The sequence below is a fragment of the Chitinophaga agrisoli genome (assembly GCF_008386695.1).
GTDB classification, from domain to species: Bacteria; Bacteroidota; Bacteroidia; order Chitinophagales; family Chitinophagaceae; genus Chitinophaga; species Chitinophaga agrisoli.
This window is the reverse complement of record NZ_VUOC01000002.1, coordinates 389755-408906: the sequence shown is the minus strand read 5'-3', so window position 1 is coordinate 408906 and position 19152 is coordinate 389755. Positions and strand designations below refer to the sequence as shown.

Annotated in this window: 14 protein-coding genes; 8 read left to right on the top strand and 6 right to left on the bottom strand. The window is 48.5% G+C overall.

Translation table 11 applies throughout. From position 1 onward, the window contains the following. The first annotated feature begins 305 nt into the window (after window positions 1-305). From F0L74_RS09055 to F0L74_RS09040, 4 genes are all read left to right on the top strand, one after another. Entirely contained in the window at window positions 306-5129 is a 4824-nt protein-coding gene (locus F0L74_RS09055) for a PKD domain-containing protein (protein ID WP_149837540.1), read from the top strand. A gap of 68 nt (window positions 5130-5197) precedes the next feature. Beyond that, window positions 5198-7435: a DUF4979 domain-containing protein gene (locus F0L74_RS09050; RefSeq protein ID WP_149837539.1), complete on the top strand. Its 2238-nt coding sequence runs from the start codon at window positions 5198-5200 to the stop codon at window positions 7433-7435. A 108-nt stretch (window positions 7436-7543) separates the two neighbouring features. Beyond that, a complete protein-coding gene (locus F0L74_RS09045) occupies window positions 7544-8314 on the top strand; it encodes a carbonic anhydrase family protein (RefSeq protein WP_149837538.1) in 771 nt (256 codons plus the stop codon). Window positions 8315-8402: 88 nt separating this feature from the next. Next, window positions 8403-9569, top strand: coding sequence for a ligand-binding sensor domain-containing protein (locus tag F0L74_RS09040; RefSeq protein ID WP_246197666.1), 1167 nt, complete (start codon window positions 8403-8405; stop codon window positions 9567-9569). A gap of 152 nt (window positions 9570-9721) precedes the next feature. Here the strand turns inward: F0L74_RS09040 and F0L74_RS09035 are convergent, their stop codons facing one another. After that, a complete protein-coding gene (locus F0L74_RS09035) occupies window positions 9722-10108 on the bottom strand; it encodes a VOC family protein (protein ID WP_149837537.1) in 387 nt (128 codons plus the stop codon). A gap of 237 nt (window positions 10109-10345) precedes the next feature. Here F0L74_RS09035 and F0L74_RS09030 point away from each other — a divergent pair, with 237 nt between their 5' ends. Beyond that, on the top strand, window positions 10346-10843 hold the full coding sequence (locus tag F0L74_RS09030; protein ID WP_188315928.1) for a hypothetical protein: 498 nt from the start codon (window positions 10346-10348) through the stop codon (window positions 10841-10843). Window positions 10844-10890: 47 nt separating this feature from the next. On the opposite strand, the gene ubiG is transcribed toward F0L74_RS09030, so the two are convergent. Further along, window positions 10891-11691: a bifunctional 2-polyprenyl-6-hydroxyphenol methylase/3-demethylubiquinol 3-O-methyltransferase UbiG gene (ubiG, locus tag F0L74_RS09025; protein ID WP_149837535.1), complete on the bottom strand. Its 801-nt coding sequence runs from the start codon at window positions 11689-11691 to the stop codon at window positions 10891-10893. Between the two features lie 93 nt (window positions 11692-11784). Here ubiG and F0L74_RS09020 point away from each other — a divergent pair, with 93 nt between their 5' ends. The 3 genes from F0L74_RS09020 (at window position 11785) to F0L74_RS09010 (ending at window position 14988) form a co-directional block, all read left to right on the top strand. Next, window positions 11785-12879, top strand: coding sequence for a DUF2652 domain-containing protein (locus F0L74_RS09020; RefSeq protein ID WP_149837534.1), 1095 nt, complete (start codon window positions 11785-11787; stop codon window positions 12877-12879). Between the two features lie 428 nt (window positions 12880-13307). Further along, the gene (locus F0L74_RS09015) at window positions 13308-14312 is read left to right on the top strand and encodes a manganese catalase family protein (protein WP_149837533.1); all 1005 of its coding nucleotides are present in this window, start codon (window positions 13308-13310) and stop codon (window positions 14310-14312) included. Then, entirely contained in the window at window positions 14278-14988 is a 711-nt protein-coding gene (locus tag F0L74_RS09010; protein WP_149837532.1) for a DsbA family oxidoreductase, read from the top strand. The genes F0L74_RS09015 and F0L74_RS09010 overlap by 35 nt, the downstream gene beginning before the upstream one ends. A gap of 75 nt (window positions 14989-15063) precedes the next feature. Here F0L74_RS09010 and F0L74_RS09005 read toward each other — a convergent pair whose 3' ends face one another. From F0L74_RS09005 to F0L74_RS08990, 4 genes are all read right to left on the bottom strand, one after another. Continuing rightward, complete coding sequence (locus F0L74_RS09005) at window positions 15064-15966, bottom strand: SDR family oxidoreductase (RefSeq protein ID WP_149837531.1); 903 nt, start codon at window positions 15964-15966, stop codon at window positions 15064-15066. Between the two features lie 61 nt (window positions 15967-16027). Next, the gene (locus F0L74_RS09000; RefSeq protein ID WP_149837530.1) at window positions 16028-17056 is read right to left on the bottom strand and encodes an alpha/beta fold hydrolase; all 1029 of its coding nucleotides are present in this window, start codon (window positions 17054-17056) and stop codon (window positions 16028-16030) included. 169 nt (window positions 17057-17225) lie between these two features. Further along, window positions 17226-17690 carry a low affinity iron permease family protein gene (locus F0L74_RS08995; RefSeq protein WP_149837529.1) on the bottom strand — a complete coding sequence of 155 codons (465 nt, stop codon included), beginning with the start codon at window positions 17688-17690 and terminating at the stop codon, window positions 17226-17228. Between the two features lie 51 nt (window positions 17691-17741). Further along, on the bottom strand, window positions 17742-19151 hold the full coding sequence (locus F0L74_RS08990; protein WP_149837528.1) for an MmgE/PrpD family protein: 1410 nt from the start codon (window positions 19149-19151) through the stop codon (window positions 17742-17744). Window position 19152 lies beyond the last annotated feature (1 nt).

Here is a 19152-nt window from a genome sequence, read left to right as displayed (position 1 = left end):
ATATTGTTCACAGTACTTACAGGTAAAACGGAAGATCACGGGCAACAAAACTTTGTTATAAATCACAGACGTCAGGGATATCTTTCCGGGTTAGACAAAGCGTTATAGTCCGAATAAATTGAATATCAAACATAAATATCTTTTCCAATAACTTCAGAGCTTCCAGGGATAGTTCATATTAATTTAACATAGCCGTAACTGTAACCTCCCTTATTTCAATTTTTTCCTTAATTTCCCGCCGCGAACTGCATGTTATGTCCCTAAATACCCAGGCAACCCGAGTCGTTGCGTTTACCTATGTTATAATGCTTTTGCTGAATATGTCCGCCCAGGCACAGCTAAAAGCGGATTTTACCCCCAGTAAGGCCAGCGACTGCGAAAGCCTGATCACCCAATTCGTTGATAATTCCACCGGCAACCCTGTTTCCTGGCAATGGAACCTGGGTAACGGCTTTACCTCTACGCAGCAAAGTCCCAGCGCTTCCTATACGGCTCCCGGTACCTACAAGGTAACCCTCACCGTAAAAAATGCCGCCGGCAATACCAGCACCGCGGAGAAGACGGTTACGGTATGGGACAAACCCAAACCGGATTTTACCGCCAGTCCCGCAAAAGGTTGTATACCCTTTGACGTTAGCTTCACGGACCGGTCGAACCCCGTGAACGGGACCATTACTGCCTATAGCTGGGATTTTGGGGATGGGGGAACGGGTTCCGGCAGCAACCCGGTGCATACTTATAATGATGTATTGTCGCCTGTCATTACCCTTACCGTTACAAATAGCAACGGCTGTACGGCGTCAAAACAGATTGGCAATATAGTGGATGCAGCGGCCTCCCTGACGGCCAGTTTCAACGTGTCTAACCAGTTTTTGTGCACCGCTCCCGGAGCGCTGACCATTGCTAATACCTCTGCCGGCCCTGGCAACCTTACTTATAAATGGGATTTTGGGGATGGCACAACCGCTGCCGGCGCTAATCCTGGCCCGCATACCTATAGCGCCCGGGGCGTTTACAAGGTAAAGCTTACGCTTACCAGTGATAAAGGCTGTACCGCCACCCAGACTTCCGGAGATATCAACGTGGCCAATTTCAAAACGGATTTCAAGCTGCCGGCCAGCATCTGCGAGAACAGCAATGCCACTTTCGACGCTGCTAACAGCCCGCAGACCAATAACATTACCTGGACCGTTGACAAAGGTTATGTGTATAACTACGGCGTTTCTACCAGTTATTCTCCCGGCGGCGCTGGTACCGTAAAAGTGACCATGACGGCAGATTATGATGGCTGTCCGGAATCGGTGACAAAGGATATGGTGGTAAAACCCGCGCCACAGGCTGGCCTTACGCTTGATAACAAAGCAATTTGCAACACGCCTGCCACGGTAAAATTCACTGACCAGTCGCAGGGCGCTACCAGTTGGAACTGGGACTTTGGCAACGGGCAATCATCCACCCAGCAGCATCCTTCCGCTACTTATACCAGCCTGGGATTTTATTATATAACGCTCACGGCAGGGAATGCAGCCGGCTGCTCCAGCTCCGCACAGACCACTGTGCATGTGGAAAAACCGGAGGTGTATATATACATAGACGGTACAGAGGGCTGCGAAGGGCAAACCGCCAATTTTACGGCCCGTTCCAGCACCAATGATGTAATTACGGCTTATGAATGGGATTTTGGGGATGGCAGCCCTAAATCGGCAGAGGCGGCGCCTTCTCATACCTATAATAAAGAGGGGGTCTACACGGCAAGATTGAAATATACCACGGCCAATGGCTGTATAGGTACAGATGTGCAAAATTATACGACCATCCGGATATTCAAAAAGCCGAAGCCTGATTTTTCCTCCCCGCAAGCGCCACAGGTCTGCGGCAATAACTGGGTGCATTTTAACGGCACTACAGATGCAGGTACCGGCTGGGTGTGGGACTTTGGTGACAATACCGGTAATTCATATGAGCAATACCCCGCCCATAGCTACAGGGAGCCAGGAACCTATACGGTAACGCTGACCGTTTACAATGAAACCTGCAGGAGTGAACCGGTCACCAAAACGGCCTATATCACGGCGGTGAACCCTTTCCCGCGTTTTACCGCCCAGGGTATTGACTGTGATCACCGCGCGGAGCTGGGCTTTGAAGAGCAGTCAATAGGTAATATTACCAGCTGGAAATGGAACTGGGGCGATGGAAAGGAGAGCGTATACACCACCAAAACAAGCCCGGTCAAACACAAATATGATAAAACAGGAGAGTACAAGGTAATGCTGACTGTCTCAGACGGGACCTGCACCAGCTCAGACTCGCTGAATGTTCAGGTGTATACGCCGGGGCGTATTACCATTACCACAGACCGGACATCTTTATGCGGCAATGAAACGGTGAACGCCAACGTAACAACTATCGACAGGGCGCTATATAACACCTGGGGCTACGGTTATCAGTGGCGCTCATCAGATGGCGCCTACGGCAGCTGGTACGGTGATTATGAGCATGCTGCCTATACCAACCTGCAACCGGGTAAAGATACCATCAGCCTGATAGCGTACAACTGGCAGGGATGCCCGGACACCAGTAATTACATACCGGTGGATGTACACGGACCGGTGGCTAAATTCCTTTCTCCGGATGTGCTGGAATGCCGGGGCACGGAGCTTACGTTCATTGACCAGACAGACGTTTCCAAAGGCAAGCCCATAAAGACCTGGTCATGGGATTTTGGCGATGGCAACCCCGCAAAAGTATTTACCGCGCCTCCTTTTAAATACACCTACAATAAATCTGGCTATTTCTACCCAAGGCTTACTGTCACAGACGAAGACGGCTGCACCAGCATTGCTGACGGTTCCAATCTGCAGGTAAATGGGCCCAACGCGGATTTTATGCCCAGCGCTACGCTGATACCGCCGGGCGGGGATGTATGGTTTTATAATTACACCAGTGAAACAGGCGGTTATGCTACCTATTTGTGGGATTTTGGGGATAATACTACCGCTACCGATGACAACCCATACAAAAACTACCCTAACAAAGGCGTATACACCGTAAAGCTGCTCGCAAAGGATGAGAATGGCTGTATGGACAGCGCCCAAAAGCAGATCAAGGTATCCAGCGTGAGCGCCGCCTTCACGGTTACCACCGCATTCGTAAACAACAGCGGCTGCCCGCCGGTCATAGCCCGTTTCACGAATACATCCGCTAATTACACCAGCTCATATTGGGATTTTGGAGATGGCAGCTTTGCCACCATCAGCAATCCTTCCCATACCTATACCTACGCCGGTAAGTATAAAGTAAAGCTGAAAGTAACAGGCGATGCTGATACAGAGGATGAGTACGAAGAAGAAGTAGAAGTAAAAGGACCTTATGCCACCATCACCACTTCCTCCAACGGCGGTTGCCTTACAAAAGAGATAGCGTTCCATGTAAGCGCAACGGCGGCGGTTAATTTTGCCTGGGACTTTACGGATGGCATAGTGATGGAAACAAGGGACTCCATCATCAAACATACTTTTAAAGAGCCGGGCATTTACAAGCCCCGCCTTATCCTCTCAGACCAGGCGGGCTGTAAGGGCACGGCCTTCCTGCAGGACCCTATTGTGATAGACAAACTGGATGTACAACTGGCAGCGGATCCGGCTTTTGTGTGTGATGAAGGCTGGATCAGTTTTGCGCCCAAATTCAACAGTTATTCCATTGACGAGCTTAAAGCGGAGGCGAAATACAATTGGACCTATGACGCCGGGCTGCCGGCGGAAGGGGACACCACCGCCACGCCCCGTTTTTACCTGGATAAGATACAGGGATATGATTTCACCCTTACCACGACTACCGCTTTTGGCTGTACGCAAACAGTCAGCAAAACGATATATGCTTATCCCAAACCGGCAGCGGCTATAACCGGGCCATTGCAAGCCTGCGTGGAAACGCCGGTAAGCTTTGGCGGAACGGTAAGTAAGGTAGATGATGTTAGCTGGACCTGGGATTTTGCTAATGGTAACACCGGTAATATACAGCAACCGGCAGACCAGGTCTACAACAAGGCCGGTCTTACTAACGTAGCGCTCATCGTTACCAGTAAAGACGGCTGTAGTGATACGGCGCATCACAATATTACCATACAACCTAAACCGGTGATCAACGCTGCGGCCGCGTCCTCCTTTGTCTGCCTGGGCGCCAGCACCGCGCTGAGCGCCGGCGGCGGTATCACTTATCAATGGTCGCCGGCCCTGGACCTGAGCGATCCGCAGGCGCCGGATCCTGTGGCGTCTCCCCAACTAAGCACTACCTACGAGGTAACCGTGACGGACGCCAACGGCTGTATCAATACGGATAACGTAAACATCCGCGTGGCCCAGCCATTCACCATACAGGCCACACCGGATACTATCATATGCCTGGGGCACCTGTTGCCGTTATGGGTACAGGGCGCGGACCACTACAAATGGAAAGGAGAGGGGCTGGATGATGATGACAACCCTGCGCCGCATGCTACTATCAAAGCGCTGGGCAGCTATACCTATAATGTAACCGGTTATGATGCTGATGGTTGCTTTACGCATGATACCTCGCTGGTAGTAAATGTACAGCCTTCACCCACCGTAAATGCAGGGCCTGATCTCACCGGCATGGCAGGATCGCCGGTAACGCTGGCAGGGCAGGGTAGCCCGGATATTACTAAATGGAGCTGGTCGCCGCCGGAGTACCTGGACTGCGCTGATTGTCCCACAACGATGGCTTTGCCTAACCTATCCACCAAATACACGGTGGAGGTAGAGAACAGTTACGGATGTAAGGCTACGGACGAAGTGCTGGTGAAGGTAACCTGCGATAAAGGCGCTGTATTCCTGCCCACCGCTTTTTCTCCTAACGGTGATGGGCAGAATGAGTGGTTCTATCCCAAGGGGCGCGGTATAAAAGAAGTAAAGGGTATGCGTGTTTACGACAGATGGGGTAGCCTGGTATTTGAACGCACGCATTTTCAGATCAACACCGCCGCCGCTGGCTGGGATGGTACCTGGAAAAACCGGGTAGCGCCTATCGGCAGTTATGTATATATGATAGAGACCGTGTGTGAGGATGGTACCGTCTTTCTGTTCAGGGGCGCGGTGACGGTGATCAGGTAGTGAACAATCATATTTTAGCCCAACCAAACCATATCTATTTCTCAATAACCGAATAAACCAACTATCCTATGGAAACCAGGACAACCCTTTTATTGGTATTGTTCACGCTCCTATTGGGGCAAACAAAAGCCCAGACCGGCCTATTGAACGATGATTTCTCCACCGGCAACACTTTCAACTGGACGGCAGCTACCGCCGGCAGTACCGGGCAGGTGCTCAACGGGCAGTTTGTGCTGAACATGGCGCTGCAGTCGTCCGGAAAATACCGGGGAGATTTCAAAAAGAATGGCAGCGTTACCCTGCATGCGGGCGATTATCCTATTATCGCCATTAAAATGAAGAAGCCACCCAGGGCCAACTTCTTTTTTGACTCTAACCTGGGTTCTTACAATAACACCAATAATAACGCCACCAAAATTGCCTCCGCAAGTGGTAACATCTATTATTGGGATCTCTCCACCGGCACATTGGGAACCACTGCTTTATCAAAAACAGCGCCCACCACGCTTACCCTGTTGCAATTCAAGATGGCGGATGTGGTATTAACGCAGGCGGAAATAGGGGCCAACGATACGCAATACGAAGTGGACTGGGTGAAAACCTTTACATCAGTAGCAGAACTACGGGCATTTGTAGGCGTCAACAATCCGCCTACCTTTTCCTTCAACGGCACGTTTACCCATCCCGGTTTACTGCACAATACCGCAGACCTGCAACGGATAAAAGGGTTCGTGGATAGCCAGTATGGGCGGCCTTATCAAAGCTACCAGCTGCTCGCCGCCGCTGACCGCTCCGCTGCCACTTATACGATGGCGGGCCCGTTCCCTTCCATTACACGCGATCCCTCGCTCACACTGAATGGCATACCGGGAGGCACGATCAAGGACGGCGTGGAGAGCGATGTGCTGGCGGCATATTACAATGCGCTGATGTACAATATCACCGGCCAGGAAGCGCATGCCTTAAAATCCACGCAGATCCTGGATGCCTATGCTGCTACCACCACGGCCATCGTTGGGGCAGACGCTGAGTTGAACGGCCTGTATGGCTTCATGCTGGCCAATGCGGCAGAATTAATGCGCTATACCTATACCGGATGGCCGCAGCAAAAGCAACAGCAATGCGAAACCATGCTGAAAAACGTATTCTACCCAGTGCTGCAGAATTTTAAACCCTGCTCTCACGGTAACTGGGACATTATCTGCATGAAAGCGCTGATGGCCATATCCGTCTACAGTAATGATACCGCTATGTTTAACCGCGTGGTAAATTATTTTTATCATGGCGAAGGCAATGGTAGTATTGACAATTATGTATTAACCGCTGCTGGCCAGCTACAGGAAAGCAACCGCGATCAGCCGCATGTTATGCTGGCCCTCGGCTCCCTGGCAGAATTGTCAGAGATGGCGCTGAAACAAGGCGTTGATCTGTACACCGCCTCCGGCAATGCCATAATGCGTGGGTATGAATATACCGCCCAATACAACCTGGGCTTTAATGTAGATTACCAGACTGCTTACGATTACTGCGAAAAGAATTATACGGATTATACGCCGGAAGCCATCTCCGCCAACGGCCGCGGATCATTCCGGGCGGTATTTGAGATCGCGTATAACCGCTATGTATATGACAAGGGCCTTGCAATGCCCTGGACCTTAAAAGTGCTGAATGCTATGGGGCCCGAAGGTGCGCCTTTTGGAGCAGATAACCCGGGGTATGGCTCTTTGTTCTTTTACCTGAATAATGCGCCCAACCATCCTGTTGACACCACCACAACGCCGGTAGACACCAGCCTGGGCCTGATCAATGACAACTTTACAACCGGGGCAGACGGATGGGCAGCCGCTACCAGCGGATCCACAGCTACCGTAAGCAATGACCAGCTAAACATTACCATTGTTAACCAATCCAACGGTAAAGGGCGTGGAGATGTGAAGAAGACCGCCGGCGTTATCCTCTATCCGCCTAATTACCCCATTCTGGCCATTAAGTTCAAAAAGCCTTTGGTGGCTAATATCACTTTCGATACGAACCTGGGCTCCTATGGGAACGCCGCCAATAAATGGACCGGCAAAATAGGAGACGATATTTACTACTACGATCTTACCCAAACCGGTTTTGGAGCCAGCCATACGCTGCTTTCAACCACCATGCCTACGACCTTGTCAACATTCCAGTTCAAGGTCGCGGACATTAGTTCCGGGGAAACCAGCTATACGATAGACTGGATAAAAACATTCAGCTCGCTGGCAGAGTTACAGCAGTTCGTACAGTTGATTGCTCCCCCGCAGTTAGTTAAAAACTGATGCCAATAAAAAGGGAAGGGTAACTCCCTTCCCTTTCATAAAAATTTGTTATTATGCATGTATAATCCCCAAACCACATATTTCCACGTTCTTTAAAAGCTAATTGTCATGAGAGATCACTTCCCCAAACTCCTTTGCATACTGCTCCTGGTAGCAGCGGTCGCCTGCAACACCGCCACCAACAAACAATCAGCCACAAAAACTGATACACTGCATACAGCCGGTGATACCACCATTGACCTGGATGATGTGCTCGAAAACCAGGTACTAACCTGGGAGCAACAGCAGGCATTAACACCGGAACAGGTAATAGACCTGCTTAAGGAAGGCAATGAAGATTTTGTAAATGACCGGTTAACTGTTAGGAATTACACAAAGCGCGTAAGACAGGCTGCCAATGGACAATACCCTAAAGCAGTAATATTATCCTGCCTGGATTCCCGGGTGCCGGTAGAGGACGTTTTTCACCGGGGCATTGGTGATATTTTTGTGGGACGTGTAGCCGGGAACATCGTGAATGAAGATATGCTGGGCAGTATGGAATTCGGCTGTAAGGCATCGGGCGCCAAATTGATCCTGGTACTTGGTCATGAACATTGCGGCGCTATCAAATCTGCCATTGATGAGGTGAAACTGGGTAATATCACCGCATTGCTTGAGAAAATAAGGCCTGCAGTCAAAACGGTGCAGTTTGATGGAGAACGGAGCACTAAGAACAAGGACTTTGTGCACGCGGTCTGTGAGCAGAATGTAAAGCTGACCATTGATAAGATCCGTAAGAACAGTCCCATATTAGCTGATATGGAAAAGAACAAAGAGATCATGATAGTGGGCGCTATGTACGATATGAGCAGTGGTATGGTGACATTTTTGAAATAATTTACAAAGTTTACAATTTAATTTACAATCCTAACCCTTCAAGCTGAATGGATTAAGGTAGTTTCGCTGTATCAAAGTTTAATAGGATATGAAAAATAAAGAAACCGTTTTGACAAGCCTGCAATGTCTAAAAACTAATGCGGCAGATAGGCCTGGCAGTGTTTCTGTTCCTGATTATAAAAAAAATATGAAATACTTACTCAAACATGCTTTGTTCCTGATGAAATACGCACACGTATATGTCCTGTTCCTTATGCTTGTTTGTCACACCTCCTGTGGCGGGCAAAACCAAACAAACGTACCACAAGATAGTTTCAGTAAAGAACACAATGGTTTCTCCGCGTCTCAACTTAAAGAGTTGGCTGCCTCCAAGGTGCCTGTGAGTATGGTTCGGAATGTAAAGCAGGATAGAAACGGAGACATTTTGATTGCTGCATCATGGGGTGGTGTTTTTCGCTACGATGGAAAATCGTTTACCAATCTCACAAGTAGTAAAATAGGTTCGCACAGATTCTGGGATGTTCTGGAAGATCGACGCGGAAATCTTTGGCTTGCTTCCAATGATTCCGGAGTTTATCATTATAATGGGAAAACCTTTCAGCATTTCACTACCAGGGAGGGACTTGTAAATAACCGGGTTATGGCTATTTATGAAGATAGAGCCGGCATTATTTGGTTTGGCACCGGAGGTGGGCTAAGCCGTTACGATGGGAAATCTTTTCAAAATTTTACAACTAAAGAAGGACTTTCCAATAATGATCTTACTACTATCATGGAAGACAAAACCGGGAAATTATGGTTTGGCACAAGAGGCGAGCCTTGTTTTTATGACGGAAAAACATTTACCGTTTTAAAAAACAAAGATGGTAAAGCGTTTAAAAACGTTTGGTCAATAATCGAAGATAAAAAAGGAAACATCTGGTTCGGTGAAGTGGGTGGACTTTGGCGCTATGACGGCAGCACCTTTACTAAAGTATCGCAGCGGGGGGCATATGCTATAATCGAAGATAAAAAAGGAAACATCTGGACTACTGGTCAGGTAAATCTACAGGCTTGGGCACTTTCACGTTATGATGCAAAGTCCTTGTACAATAAAATGCCCACTGTAACAGAAATTAAATCGGAAGAAAGAACGAATTTTTATGGGATATTGGAAGCTAACGATGGAAGTATTTGGTTTGGATCCGGAAACGGAGTGTATCGTTATGATGGAAACACCATAACGGATTTTAAAGGTAAAGAGGGGCAGAAATAACGCGTTTGCACCCCTAAGGAAGGATATTTTAAAAGTGTAGCGGTTGGGATTGGCCTTGGTTCTAAATAGCTTAAAACTTATTCAGGTAGCGTCAATAATAAAAAAAACAGAGGGCGCCTCTTTACTTTTGAGACGCCCCCTTTTATTAAACCCTACATTTGAAATACATTGAACTTATGACCATCAGGATCCGCAAACACGAAACCGTAATAATTATCGCCAAACACTTCCGGTTGGGAAACTAATGTGCCGCCGGCTTGTTGTATCTCTTTTGCCCAGTGGTCAACTTCTTCTCTACTATCAGCAGAAACGGTAAATATAATTTCATTCCCGGTTGTTGTATCAATGATTGATCCTTTTATCGCGGGCTCAAGTACATCCTTCAAAAAGAAATGGATGATAAAGTTTTCATCGCCAAAGAAGAAGCTGGTCAGCTGTTCTGACGCTCCGTTGTGTTTAAATCCCAGTTCCTTATAGAATTTAGTGGTTCGTTCTAAATCCGTTACACTGAAATTGGCCCAGATCTTTTTTGTTTTCATATACTACAAGTTTTGTGATTATCATTATGATCGACCCAAAGATAGCCCACCTGTTTATCAGAAAAGGGGGCTATCTGCGTAAAATTCAGGGGTGTTTTTAACCAGGCAATACTTTAATTATTTGTATAATATATTTTATTGTATCTTGGCCGGCAAACATTCCCACTACCTATGAGCCAGGAAAGGCCAACGTTAAAAAACCCAATTAAGATCGGGCCCATTATCGGTATTGTTATAATGTTCTCCTTAGCCAGCGGTTGCTATTCCAGTTACAAGGATGGCCGTGCGGAAACAAGATACCTGCCCTTACTAAAAGACATGATAAAGGATAATTCTGTGGCAATTGCCAATGTTGATCCGCAGTACAAAGAGGTGACGATCAAGATCCTGGGTGTGCCGGTAAAACATTACGAGGTAAATTATACCTACCAGGTAAACGGCTCAGGGCCATATAGCGGAATAAGGGCCTTATCAACGCAGCCAACATCCGCAGAAATGCCATTGTACTACGCAAAATCCGACTACTCTTACAGTTCCTTTGAACCGGAAGAAGATATAAAAAGAATTACAGCGGCCGCCTCGTCAAGGTCCAGGCTATACTGGAGCATTGGTTGGCTCGTAATAGCGGTAGCGTCAACGTACGGCTATGTGTCAGAAGCCATGGCCTATCTGAAAGCAAAAAAGGCGATAAAGGATGCCGAAGAAGAAGCCTATAGGAGAGCCACCACTTATTGAGCAAAATTTCCTAACTTTTAGCGGTTATGGAAATATAGCAATTAACATTACTGTTTCACGGCATACCCGGCATACAGTATATTCATATCATTGCTCTCAATTAACAGAAAATTCTTTCCCAGGTCTTCATAGGTCCATTCCCCTTTGACCCGTTTCCGCAGATAACTTAACATCTTTGGAATGGAGACATTGGGTTGCGAGCCTTTATGCTCTACCCATTCCAACCGGTTTTGGGACAAAAGCTGTTTGATCTCCTCCGGTTTAATGAACATCTTCCACACATGCAGGTTAGGCGGCATAAATGCCCAGCGTTTCCATTCCTGCCAGATCTTAATGGCTACCAGTTTGCTGATGAAAGTACGGTTAAGCGTGTCATAGAAGAAAATACCGCCAGGTTTAAGCACGCGTGAGATCTCAGATATCACTTTAGGCAGGTCCCTTACATGTTCCAGTACATCACAACAAAAAACGCAGTCAAATGAATGATCAGGGTAGGGGAGCTGTTCACCTGTGCCTTGTTCGTAAGTGATAGGTAGCCCGCCCACCGCAGCGTGGTTACGGGCCGTTTGCAGCGAGTTTTCCGAGGGATCAATGCCGGTAGTGGTAAATCCCATTTTGCAGATCTCCTCTGTCAGTATCCCTCCGCCACAGCCCACTTCAAGCGCGGTTTTGCCCGCAGGCACAATGCCGCGTTTCTTAATGATATTGCTGGAGTATCCCACCCGCCAAGGGTTAATGGAGGTCTTTAAAAGATGTAATATAGTGTCCGGTTTCCACCATATGTCTCCTGCTGCGTTGTAAAGGTTGTTGTCGATCTGGCTGTAAACTTGTTGGTTAGTCTTCTCCATAGATATAACTGTTTTGGGGTGTATTACCTGAATTTACCCACTTTTTGGAAAACGGCGAAATTTCTTAACTTTATATCATAACCACCCCAAATTATGCCAACCACGAATGCAACCATCCTTATCCCGGATATCAGCGGGTTTACGGAGTTCATGACAACCACGGAGCTCCACCACAGCGCACAAGCCATTAATATGCTTATTGACGCCATGATCAAGGCGGTCGGTGATGAATATGAAGTAGCAGAGATTGAAGGAGACGCCGTCTTGCTCGTCCGGAAAGGAGCGCCGCCCTCCCGTAAAGAGATAATGAATACCTGTCTGAACATCTTCAACGCTTTTCATTACCAGCGTAAATGGATGCAACAGCACATGGTATGTACCTGCGGCGCCTGTCAGGCGATCACCCATCTTACATTGAAGTTTGTAGTACACCATGGCCCAGTTGCAGAAATAACGGTCGGGCGTTTTGTAAAACAATCCGGACCGGAAATGATCATCGCGCATCGTTTGCTGAAGAATAATATTGATAACAACGAATACCTGCTGATCACAGAAAAGCTTTTCGGAGAAGAGGATAACGTGCCGGACCAGGATGAACTGGAATGGGCCAGTTCATCGCACGATTATGCATCTATCGGTACCATTAACTATCGCTTTGCCCTGCTTAGTAAGGCCCGCGAGAATGTACCGGAACCGCCCGGCTTGCAGAATGATTATCCTGTTGACGACACCGGCTATCTGGAATTATCAATACCCGCTGGTTTCCGCGACGCATATATGGTGGTGATGAATATCCCCGGCCGGGTAGAATGGGCGCCCCGCTTGCTGAAGGTAGAGCAGGACATCCCCGCCGTATTCATCGGAAGCGTGCATTATTGCACCTTTGAAGATTATCAGGCGATAGTATCCCCCCTGCGTATGACCATGTCTGACGAGGCCATCTTCTACGCGGAAAGCTGTCGGATCCCTGAAATGGATCTTTCCCTTGTCTACGAATTTGCATTTAATAAGGTGGATGAGCAATCCTGCGGGGTGGTATGCCGCTTTTTAAATAACGGGCCGGCTCCGGTACCGGAGGCCATCTATGAGCAATTGTTACGCAATCTGGAAGAACTGGGTGAAAGACTGACAGCCTACTGCAAAAAGATGGAAGGCGCTTCCTTTAACCCTGCTTTTAAACAGGAATAATATTATCTTTACTTTCCTATGAAACGTTCTTTTGCCCTTATTTCCTGGGTGGTACCCGCAGCTTTCATTGTCCTTAAAATATACGGCATCATTACATGGTCATGGTTTTGGGCACTGGCGCCCTTGTGGATGCCGATAGCATTATTCCTGATCGGATTTACCATCTATGTTGTACTGGCGCTCCGAAGAAGGAAACAGCATTAGTTTTGTTGAAAATCACATATAACGCCTGGTTGAAAGCGATTTAATCAAGAAAGCTGAGCGGTTAACAGCACCCTCCTCAAAAGATGTATTTAAATGCGCACTTTGTAGAGCTGCAAATGCGCCCCTGCAGCCCCTCCCATCTTAACTACCATAACGCCATAGGAAAGGAACACATTTTGCGTCAGTTAAACACAACTATTCCATCAACCCGTAAATTAAGCGTTATGTTTTATCATGTTAAAGAACTACAATTTAATGCAAGGGTAAGTAAACCAGACCCTGCATTTGCTACTTTATTACTTGAACAGTTTGGTGGCGCCAATGGCGAGTTGGCAGCCGCACTAAGGTATTTTGGGCAGGCATTTGGGGCCCGCAGCCCTTTCCCGGACAAGTACGATCTGCTGATGGATATTGCAACGGAGGAGTTCAGCCATCTGGAGATTGTAGGCGCTACCATCCAGATGTTACTGCAAGGCATTAACGGTGACCTTAAAAAAGCCGCTGACGAATCTGAGATAATGTCGCTGCTGGATGGCAAAAAAGCGAAGGAAGACTTCATTCATAAGGCCATGGTGGCGCCGCAGACCCTGGTTTCAAGCGGGGGCGGACCGGCTTATACCAACTGCCAGGGCGTACCCTGGAGCGCCGCGTATATTAACGGTGATTGCAATGGCGACCTGACCGTAGACCTGCGTTCCGATATAGCGGCAGAATCCAGGGCAAAGATCACCTACGAGTACCTGCTGCAGTTTACAGATGATCCGTATGTAAGGGAAACGCTGAACTTCCTGATGACGCGCGAAGTAGCGCATTTCCAGATGTTTGAAGCAGCGCTGGACTCCATTCAGCCTAATTTCCCGCCGGGCGTGCTGCAAAGCGATCCGCGCTACAGCAACCTTTATTTTAACATGTCCAGCGGCGCTTCCGTACGCGGGCCCTGGAACGAAGGCGAAAGCACCCAGTTTGGCGAGAGCTGGCAGTATGTAGAAGACCCGGTTGAATTTGTACTGGCCACTAACGGACTGCTCAATGTGAATCCCACCGGTACTGAACGTACATTGGATGGCGTTAAGCAGCTGGACGAAGACCTGAGCAAGGAGCGCAGCGCTGAGATCAATATGGCGGTGCCCATAGGCCAGCAGGCATGGAGCCAGTCAGAAAAAGATAAGGAAAGCGAACCAACAACTTCCACCAATGGACATAAAAGCAGAACTACACGTAAGAGATAGGATATTGGAGCATTTAGGCGGAGGACTGCTGGATATCGTTTATTACACAGATCCTCTTTGCTGCTGGAGCTGGGCTTTTGAGCCTGTCTGGGACCAGTTGCTGCTGGAATTTGACGGAAAGGTACAGTGGCGTTACTGCATGGGTGGTATGCTGCCGGAATGGGATACCTATCATGACACGGTGCGTGCGGTAAGCAAACCGTTACAGATGGGCCCCGTATGGCTGGAGACCAAGCAGGTCACCGGAGCAGTGATAGATGATAAGATCTGGTTTAAGGATCCGCCTGCTTCGTCGTATCCGGCCTGCGTGGCAGTTAAGAGCGCGGCCCTGCAGTCTGCCGTCGCCGCGGACGCTTATCTCAAGAAACTACGGATGGCGGTGATGACAGCTGGGCTCAATATCGCAAAAAAGGAAGCGCTGCTGATGGTCGCAAAAGAGCTGGCTATGGAGGATCCCCGTTTTGATGCCGGATTATTTGAGGAGCAGTTGTCTGATCCCCGGTCAATCGCGGCCTTTAAGCAAGATCTGGAAGAGGTACGCCTGCGTAATATTAAACGTTTCCCATCCTTGCTTATCAGCTATTCCAGTAACCATAAGAAACTGCTGTTAACCGGCTACCGTCCGTATAATGCATTACTGGAGAGTGTAGCGGCGTTGGTCTGCAATGAACCGTAAGAGAATGGGTCTGTCTTTACTATAAAAAAGGAGCAGCTGCTTAGAAAGCAGCTGCTCCTTTTTTATAGGATCAGCCTATATCGTTGGTGTTCCACCAGTTGCCTGTACCGTAGCGCCAGACATGTAGCTGGAATCCGGGGAAGCCAGTAATACATAGATAGGCGCCATTTCGGCGGGCTGTGCAGCCCGTTTCATGGGTGTGTTTGCCCCAAATTGTTCTACCTGTTCTGCGGAGAAACTGCCCGGGATAAGCGGCGTCCACACAGGGCCGGGCGCCACACAGTTAACACGTATTCCCTTTTCTGCCCAAAGCTGGGCCATTGTAGAAGTAAAATTCTGTATAGCGGCTTTGGTAGCGGTATAGGGTATCAGGGTTGGCTTGGGCGTATACGCATTTACAGACGTTGTATTGACAACGGTGCTGCCAGGCTCCATATGCGGTTCTGCGGCCTTGCAGAGATAGAACATGGCGTAGATGTTTGTTTTAAAAGTATAGTCCCATTCTTCGCTGGTAATATCCTGCAGTGACTCATGCGCCATCTGGTAGGCGGCATTGTTCACCAGTATATCTATCTTGCCAAACTCCTGTACTGCGCGCTCCACGATCTGCTTGCAATGTGCTTCGTTGCTGATATCCCCCGGCACAAGCACCGCCTTGCTGCCTGCCGCTGTTATATATTTCTCCGTATCCTTTGCATCTTCCTCTTCATTTAAGTAGGAGATAAGCACGTCTGCGCCTTCACGGGCAAATGCGATGGCTACGGCTTTACCTATGCCTGAATCGCCCCCGGTAATGATCGCCTTGCGGCCGCTTAACTTCCCATTGCCCTTATAGGTCGTTTCTCCATGGTCCGGCTTTGGGTTCATCCGCTGCTCCGTACCGGGCATCTCTTGTTCCTGTCGCGGATATGGAGGCTGCGGGTATTGTGTTACCGGGTTTTGTACGGTGGTATTGCTGTTGCTGGTTTTAGTTTCCATAATGCATGATTTATAATGGAGATCACGATTATTGTGCCAATGGGCGCGCTGTACAGCCTCGTCAATTGGTGAAATTGCTCACCTCGATAATTGCATCTGCAAACGCCTGCGGCGCTTCCTGGGGCAGGTTATGACCTACGGCGCCTGTGATGGTATGATGGGCGTACTTACCTGTAAACTTACCGGCATATGCGGAAGGGGCCGGATGAGGAGCGCCATTGGCTTCCCCTTCAAGGGTCACTGTAGGCACCGTGATGGCAGGCGCAGTAGCCAGTTTCTTTTCCAGGTCATCATATTTTGCTTCTCCTCTGGTCAAACCCAGCCTCCACCGGTAATTGTCAATGACGATCTGTACATGGTCCGGGTTGTCAAATGAGGCGGCGGATTGATTGTAAGTAGCGTCGCTGAAATGCCACTGCGGGGAAGCTGTTTGCCAGATCAGTCTGTTAAAATCACGGGTGTTGGCGGCATATCCAGCCTGACCGCGTTCTGTGGCAAAGTAGAACTGATACCACCAGGAGAGCTCCGCTTTGGGCGGCAATGGCGCTTTATTGGCCTGTTGGCTGCCGATCAGGTAACCGCTTACAGATACCAATCCTTTTACGCGCTCCGGCCACAATACTGCCATAATATCCGCCGTACGGGCGCCCCAGTCAAATCCGCCTACTACCGCAGTTTTGATCTTTAGCGCATCCATAAAGGCGATAATATCTGCGGCTATCACTGACTGTTGCCCGTTACGGGGTGTAGCTGCAGAAAGGAAACGGGTACTACCGTAGCCGCGCAAATAAGGGATCAGTACCCGGTAGCCTTTAGCAGCCAGTATACCAGATACGTCTTTATAGCTATAGATATCATATGGCCAGCCATGGAGCAGGATAACAGGAGCGCCATCTGCGGGTCCCGCTTCTGCATAACCTACGTCAAGCAGACCGGCCTTGATCTGTTTAATGTGGTCAAATGATGCGGCGCTGGCGTCAGCAGTTGGCTGCTGTTGTGCTGTTGCCCTATACACAGTGGAGAATTGCAATGCTGCGAAGACAAAGGCTGCGCCTAAAAAACGGCGGCTGAAGTATGTGCTCTTTTTCATAATAGTTTGAAATTAATTAGTTGGATATTTTCTTGCTGCTCAATTGCGCTCATTACACAACAAAGGTATACTGGGGGGTGTTCCGGGCAAACCAGCTAAGCCTTGAACCAGGCACAATTGTTCCCGGATAAGACAATTTGAGGAGCGAAAATTTAGGGTTCCTTGTTTGTTACGTATTCGAGTTATGCATCTTCACATTATGATTTGCAAGCGCTTCGTCTATGGAATGGGTCTTATGTATGCCTTTTTCTTTCTCTGCCAGCTCAGATAACTTTACATAATACTTCTTCACAATAGCTAATTCATCCGCCGTTAGGTCTTCTACGTCGATCATGCGGTTGCTGGCGGCGCGGTTGGCGGCTATTATCTCGTTTAGTTTCAAATGAATGGCTACCGTATCCTTGTTTTGGGACTGCTGTATGATAAACACCATTAAAAAGGTAATAATGGTTGTGCCGGTATTGATGACGAGTTGCCAGGTATCGGAGAATTTGAATATCGGTCCGGAGATGCCCCAGATGATGATCACTAACAATGCTATCAGGAATGCCCAGGATGATCCGGTGGCCTTGGTAACTTTGCAGGAGAACCTGTCAAATACGGCCGATAGCTTATTTGGTGTACGCTGTTTCATAACAATTTTTTAGATATTATTACAAACAACGCACCGTTTTCGGTACGCAGGTCAGTGATCCGGGTTATTGACCAGTTGCAGGAGGTCTGTCATCTCCCTGTTCTCCAGATCTTGCACCACAGCCAGCACCTGTTGACGCCGCTTCTCGCTGATGGCGTCTGCGGTTAGTTTATGAAATTTTTTTACTACCTGCTGCCAGTCCATGGGCCGGGTATAGAAGCCGGGATAATCTTCCTGCTCCTGAACGATCTGGCGGCCATCTTCAAAAGTGATCTCCACTTTGCTGCGCATTTTTTCGGGATACCGGGCGGTGTAGGGGTCAATGGTCTCTACAAGTTTCATAGGTTTATGCACAGGCAGGCCGGTCCGCACCTCCACTTTTTGGAGTAATTGCTGTACATCGGGGCGGTTTATCCTGTCCGGCTCAAATTGTGAGGGATAGATCTCGCCATCCAATAATAATACGGCTGCCAGGTAAAACAGGCTATGATCGGCCTGTTCCTTGGACGCTACCTTCTGGCGATCACCATAAGAACCGGATCCGATAATGTTATAGCTGGTTAGGAATGTGGTGATGTCTATTTTCTTTATAGCGTCTACCCGGATGCTATGGTCCTGTTGCAGTTGATAGATAGCTTCCAGGACCGCCTGGCTATGTACTTCTGCATTGTATTTTTTTAATATGCACCGGGGGATCAATGAAAGGTTTTCATGCTCCCAATCATAGTCCAGTTTCATATTAAATATCTCCTTAAACCCCTTCGGTCCTTCAAACAGGGCTAATGGCCCCGTCATGCCTTGTTTAGCCAATAGGGCAATATTAATACAGGTCAGCGCGTCGAGCGAGGAGGCAAAACCTTTCCATTCATAAGTGTAGGATGCGCGGCTGGTGGCCAGGGGAGAAATAGAACAGCCGGCTATGGCCAGGGCATGTGCTGTTTGTTCTATGGTAAGCTCCAGCAGCTGTGCAATGCCTGCTACGATAGAGTAGGAGAGCAACAGCGTATGGTCAATCCCCTCCGTCATTACAGGTATCTCTTCTATCAGCCTGCATTGGAGCTGATAACTAATGGCCATCGACCGCAGGAAATCTTTGCCGGATGTGGGCCGGTATTGACTGGCGGCAAGCAGGCTGCCTATATTATCGCACGGATGACAGGTAGAGTCTTTACCAAGATAGTTGTCCATGAAATCCGGGTACCGGATCAATGCGGTATAGAGTTGAGCGGCCCTGTCCATCGGCAGGCGCTCCACTAAAGGCACATTACAATGCCCTCCTTCTCCCAGCAGCTGTAATTGTTTTACCAGCTTATGGATGGCTGGCCTTTGCGTAGCATGGAATAGTGAGGCCAGGGAATCAAGCAGATGGCGCTTGAGTTGGTCGGTAATATTTTCGTTTAGGTCTTTATATTGAATACGGTGCGCAAATTGCGCGATCTTAAAATTCTGTAGCTGTTCCATA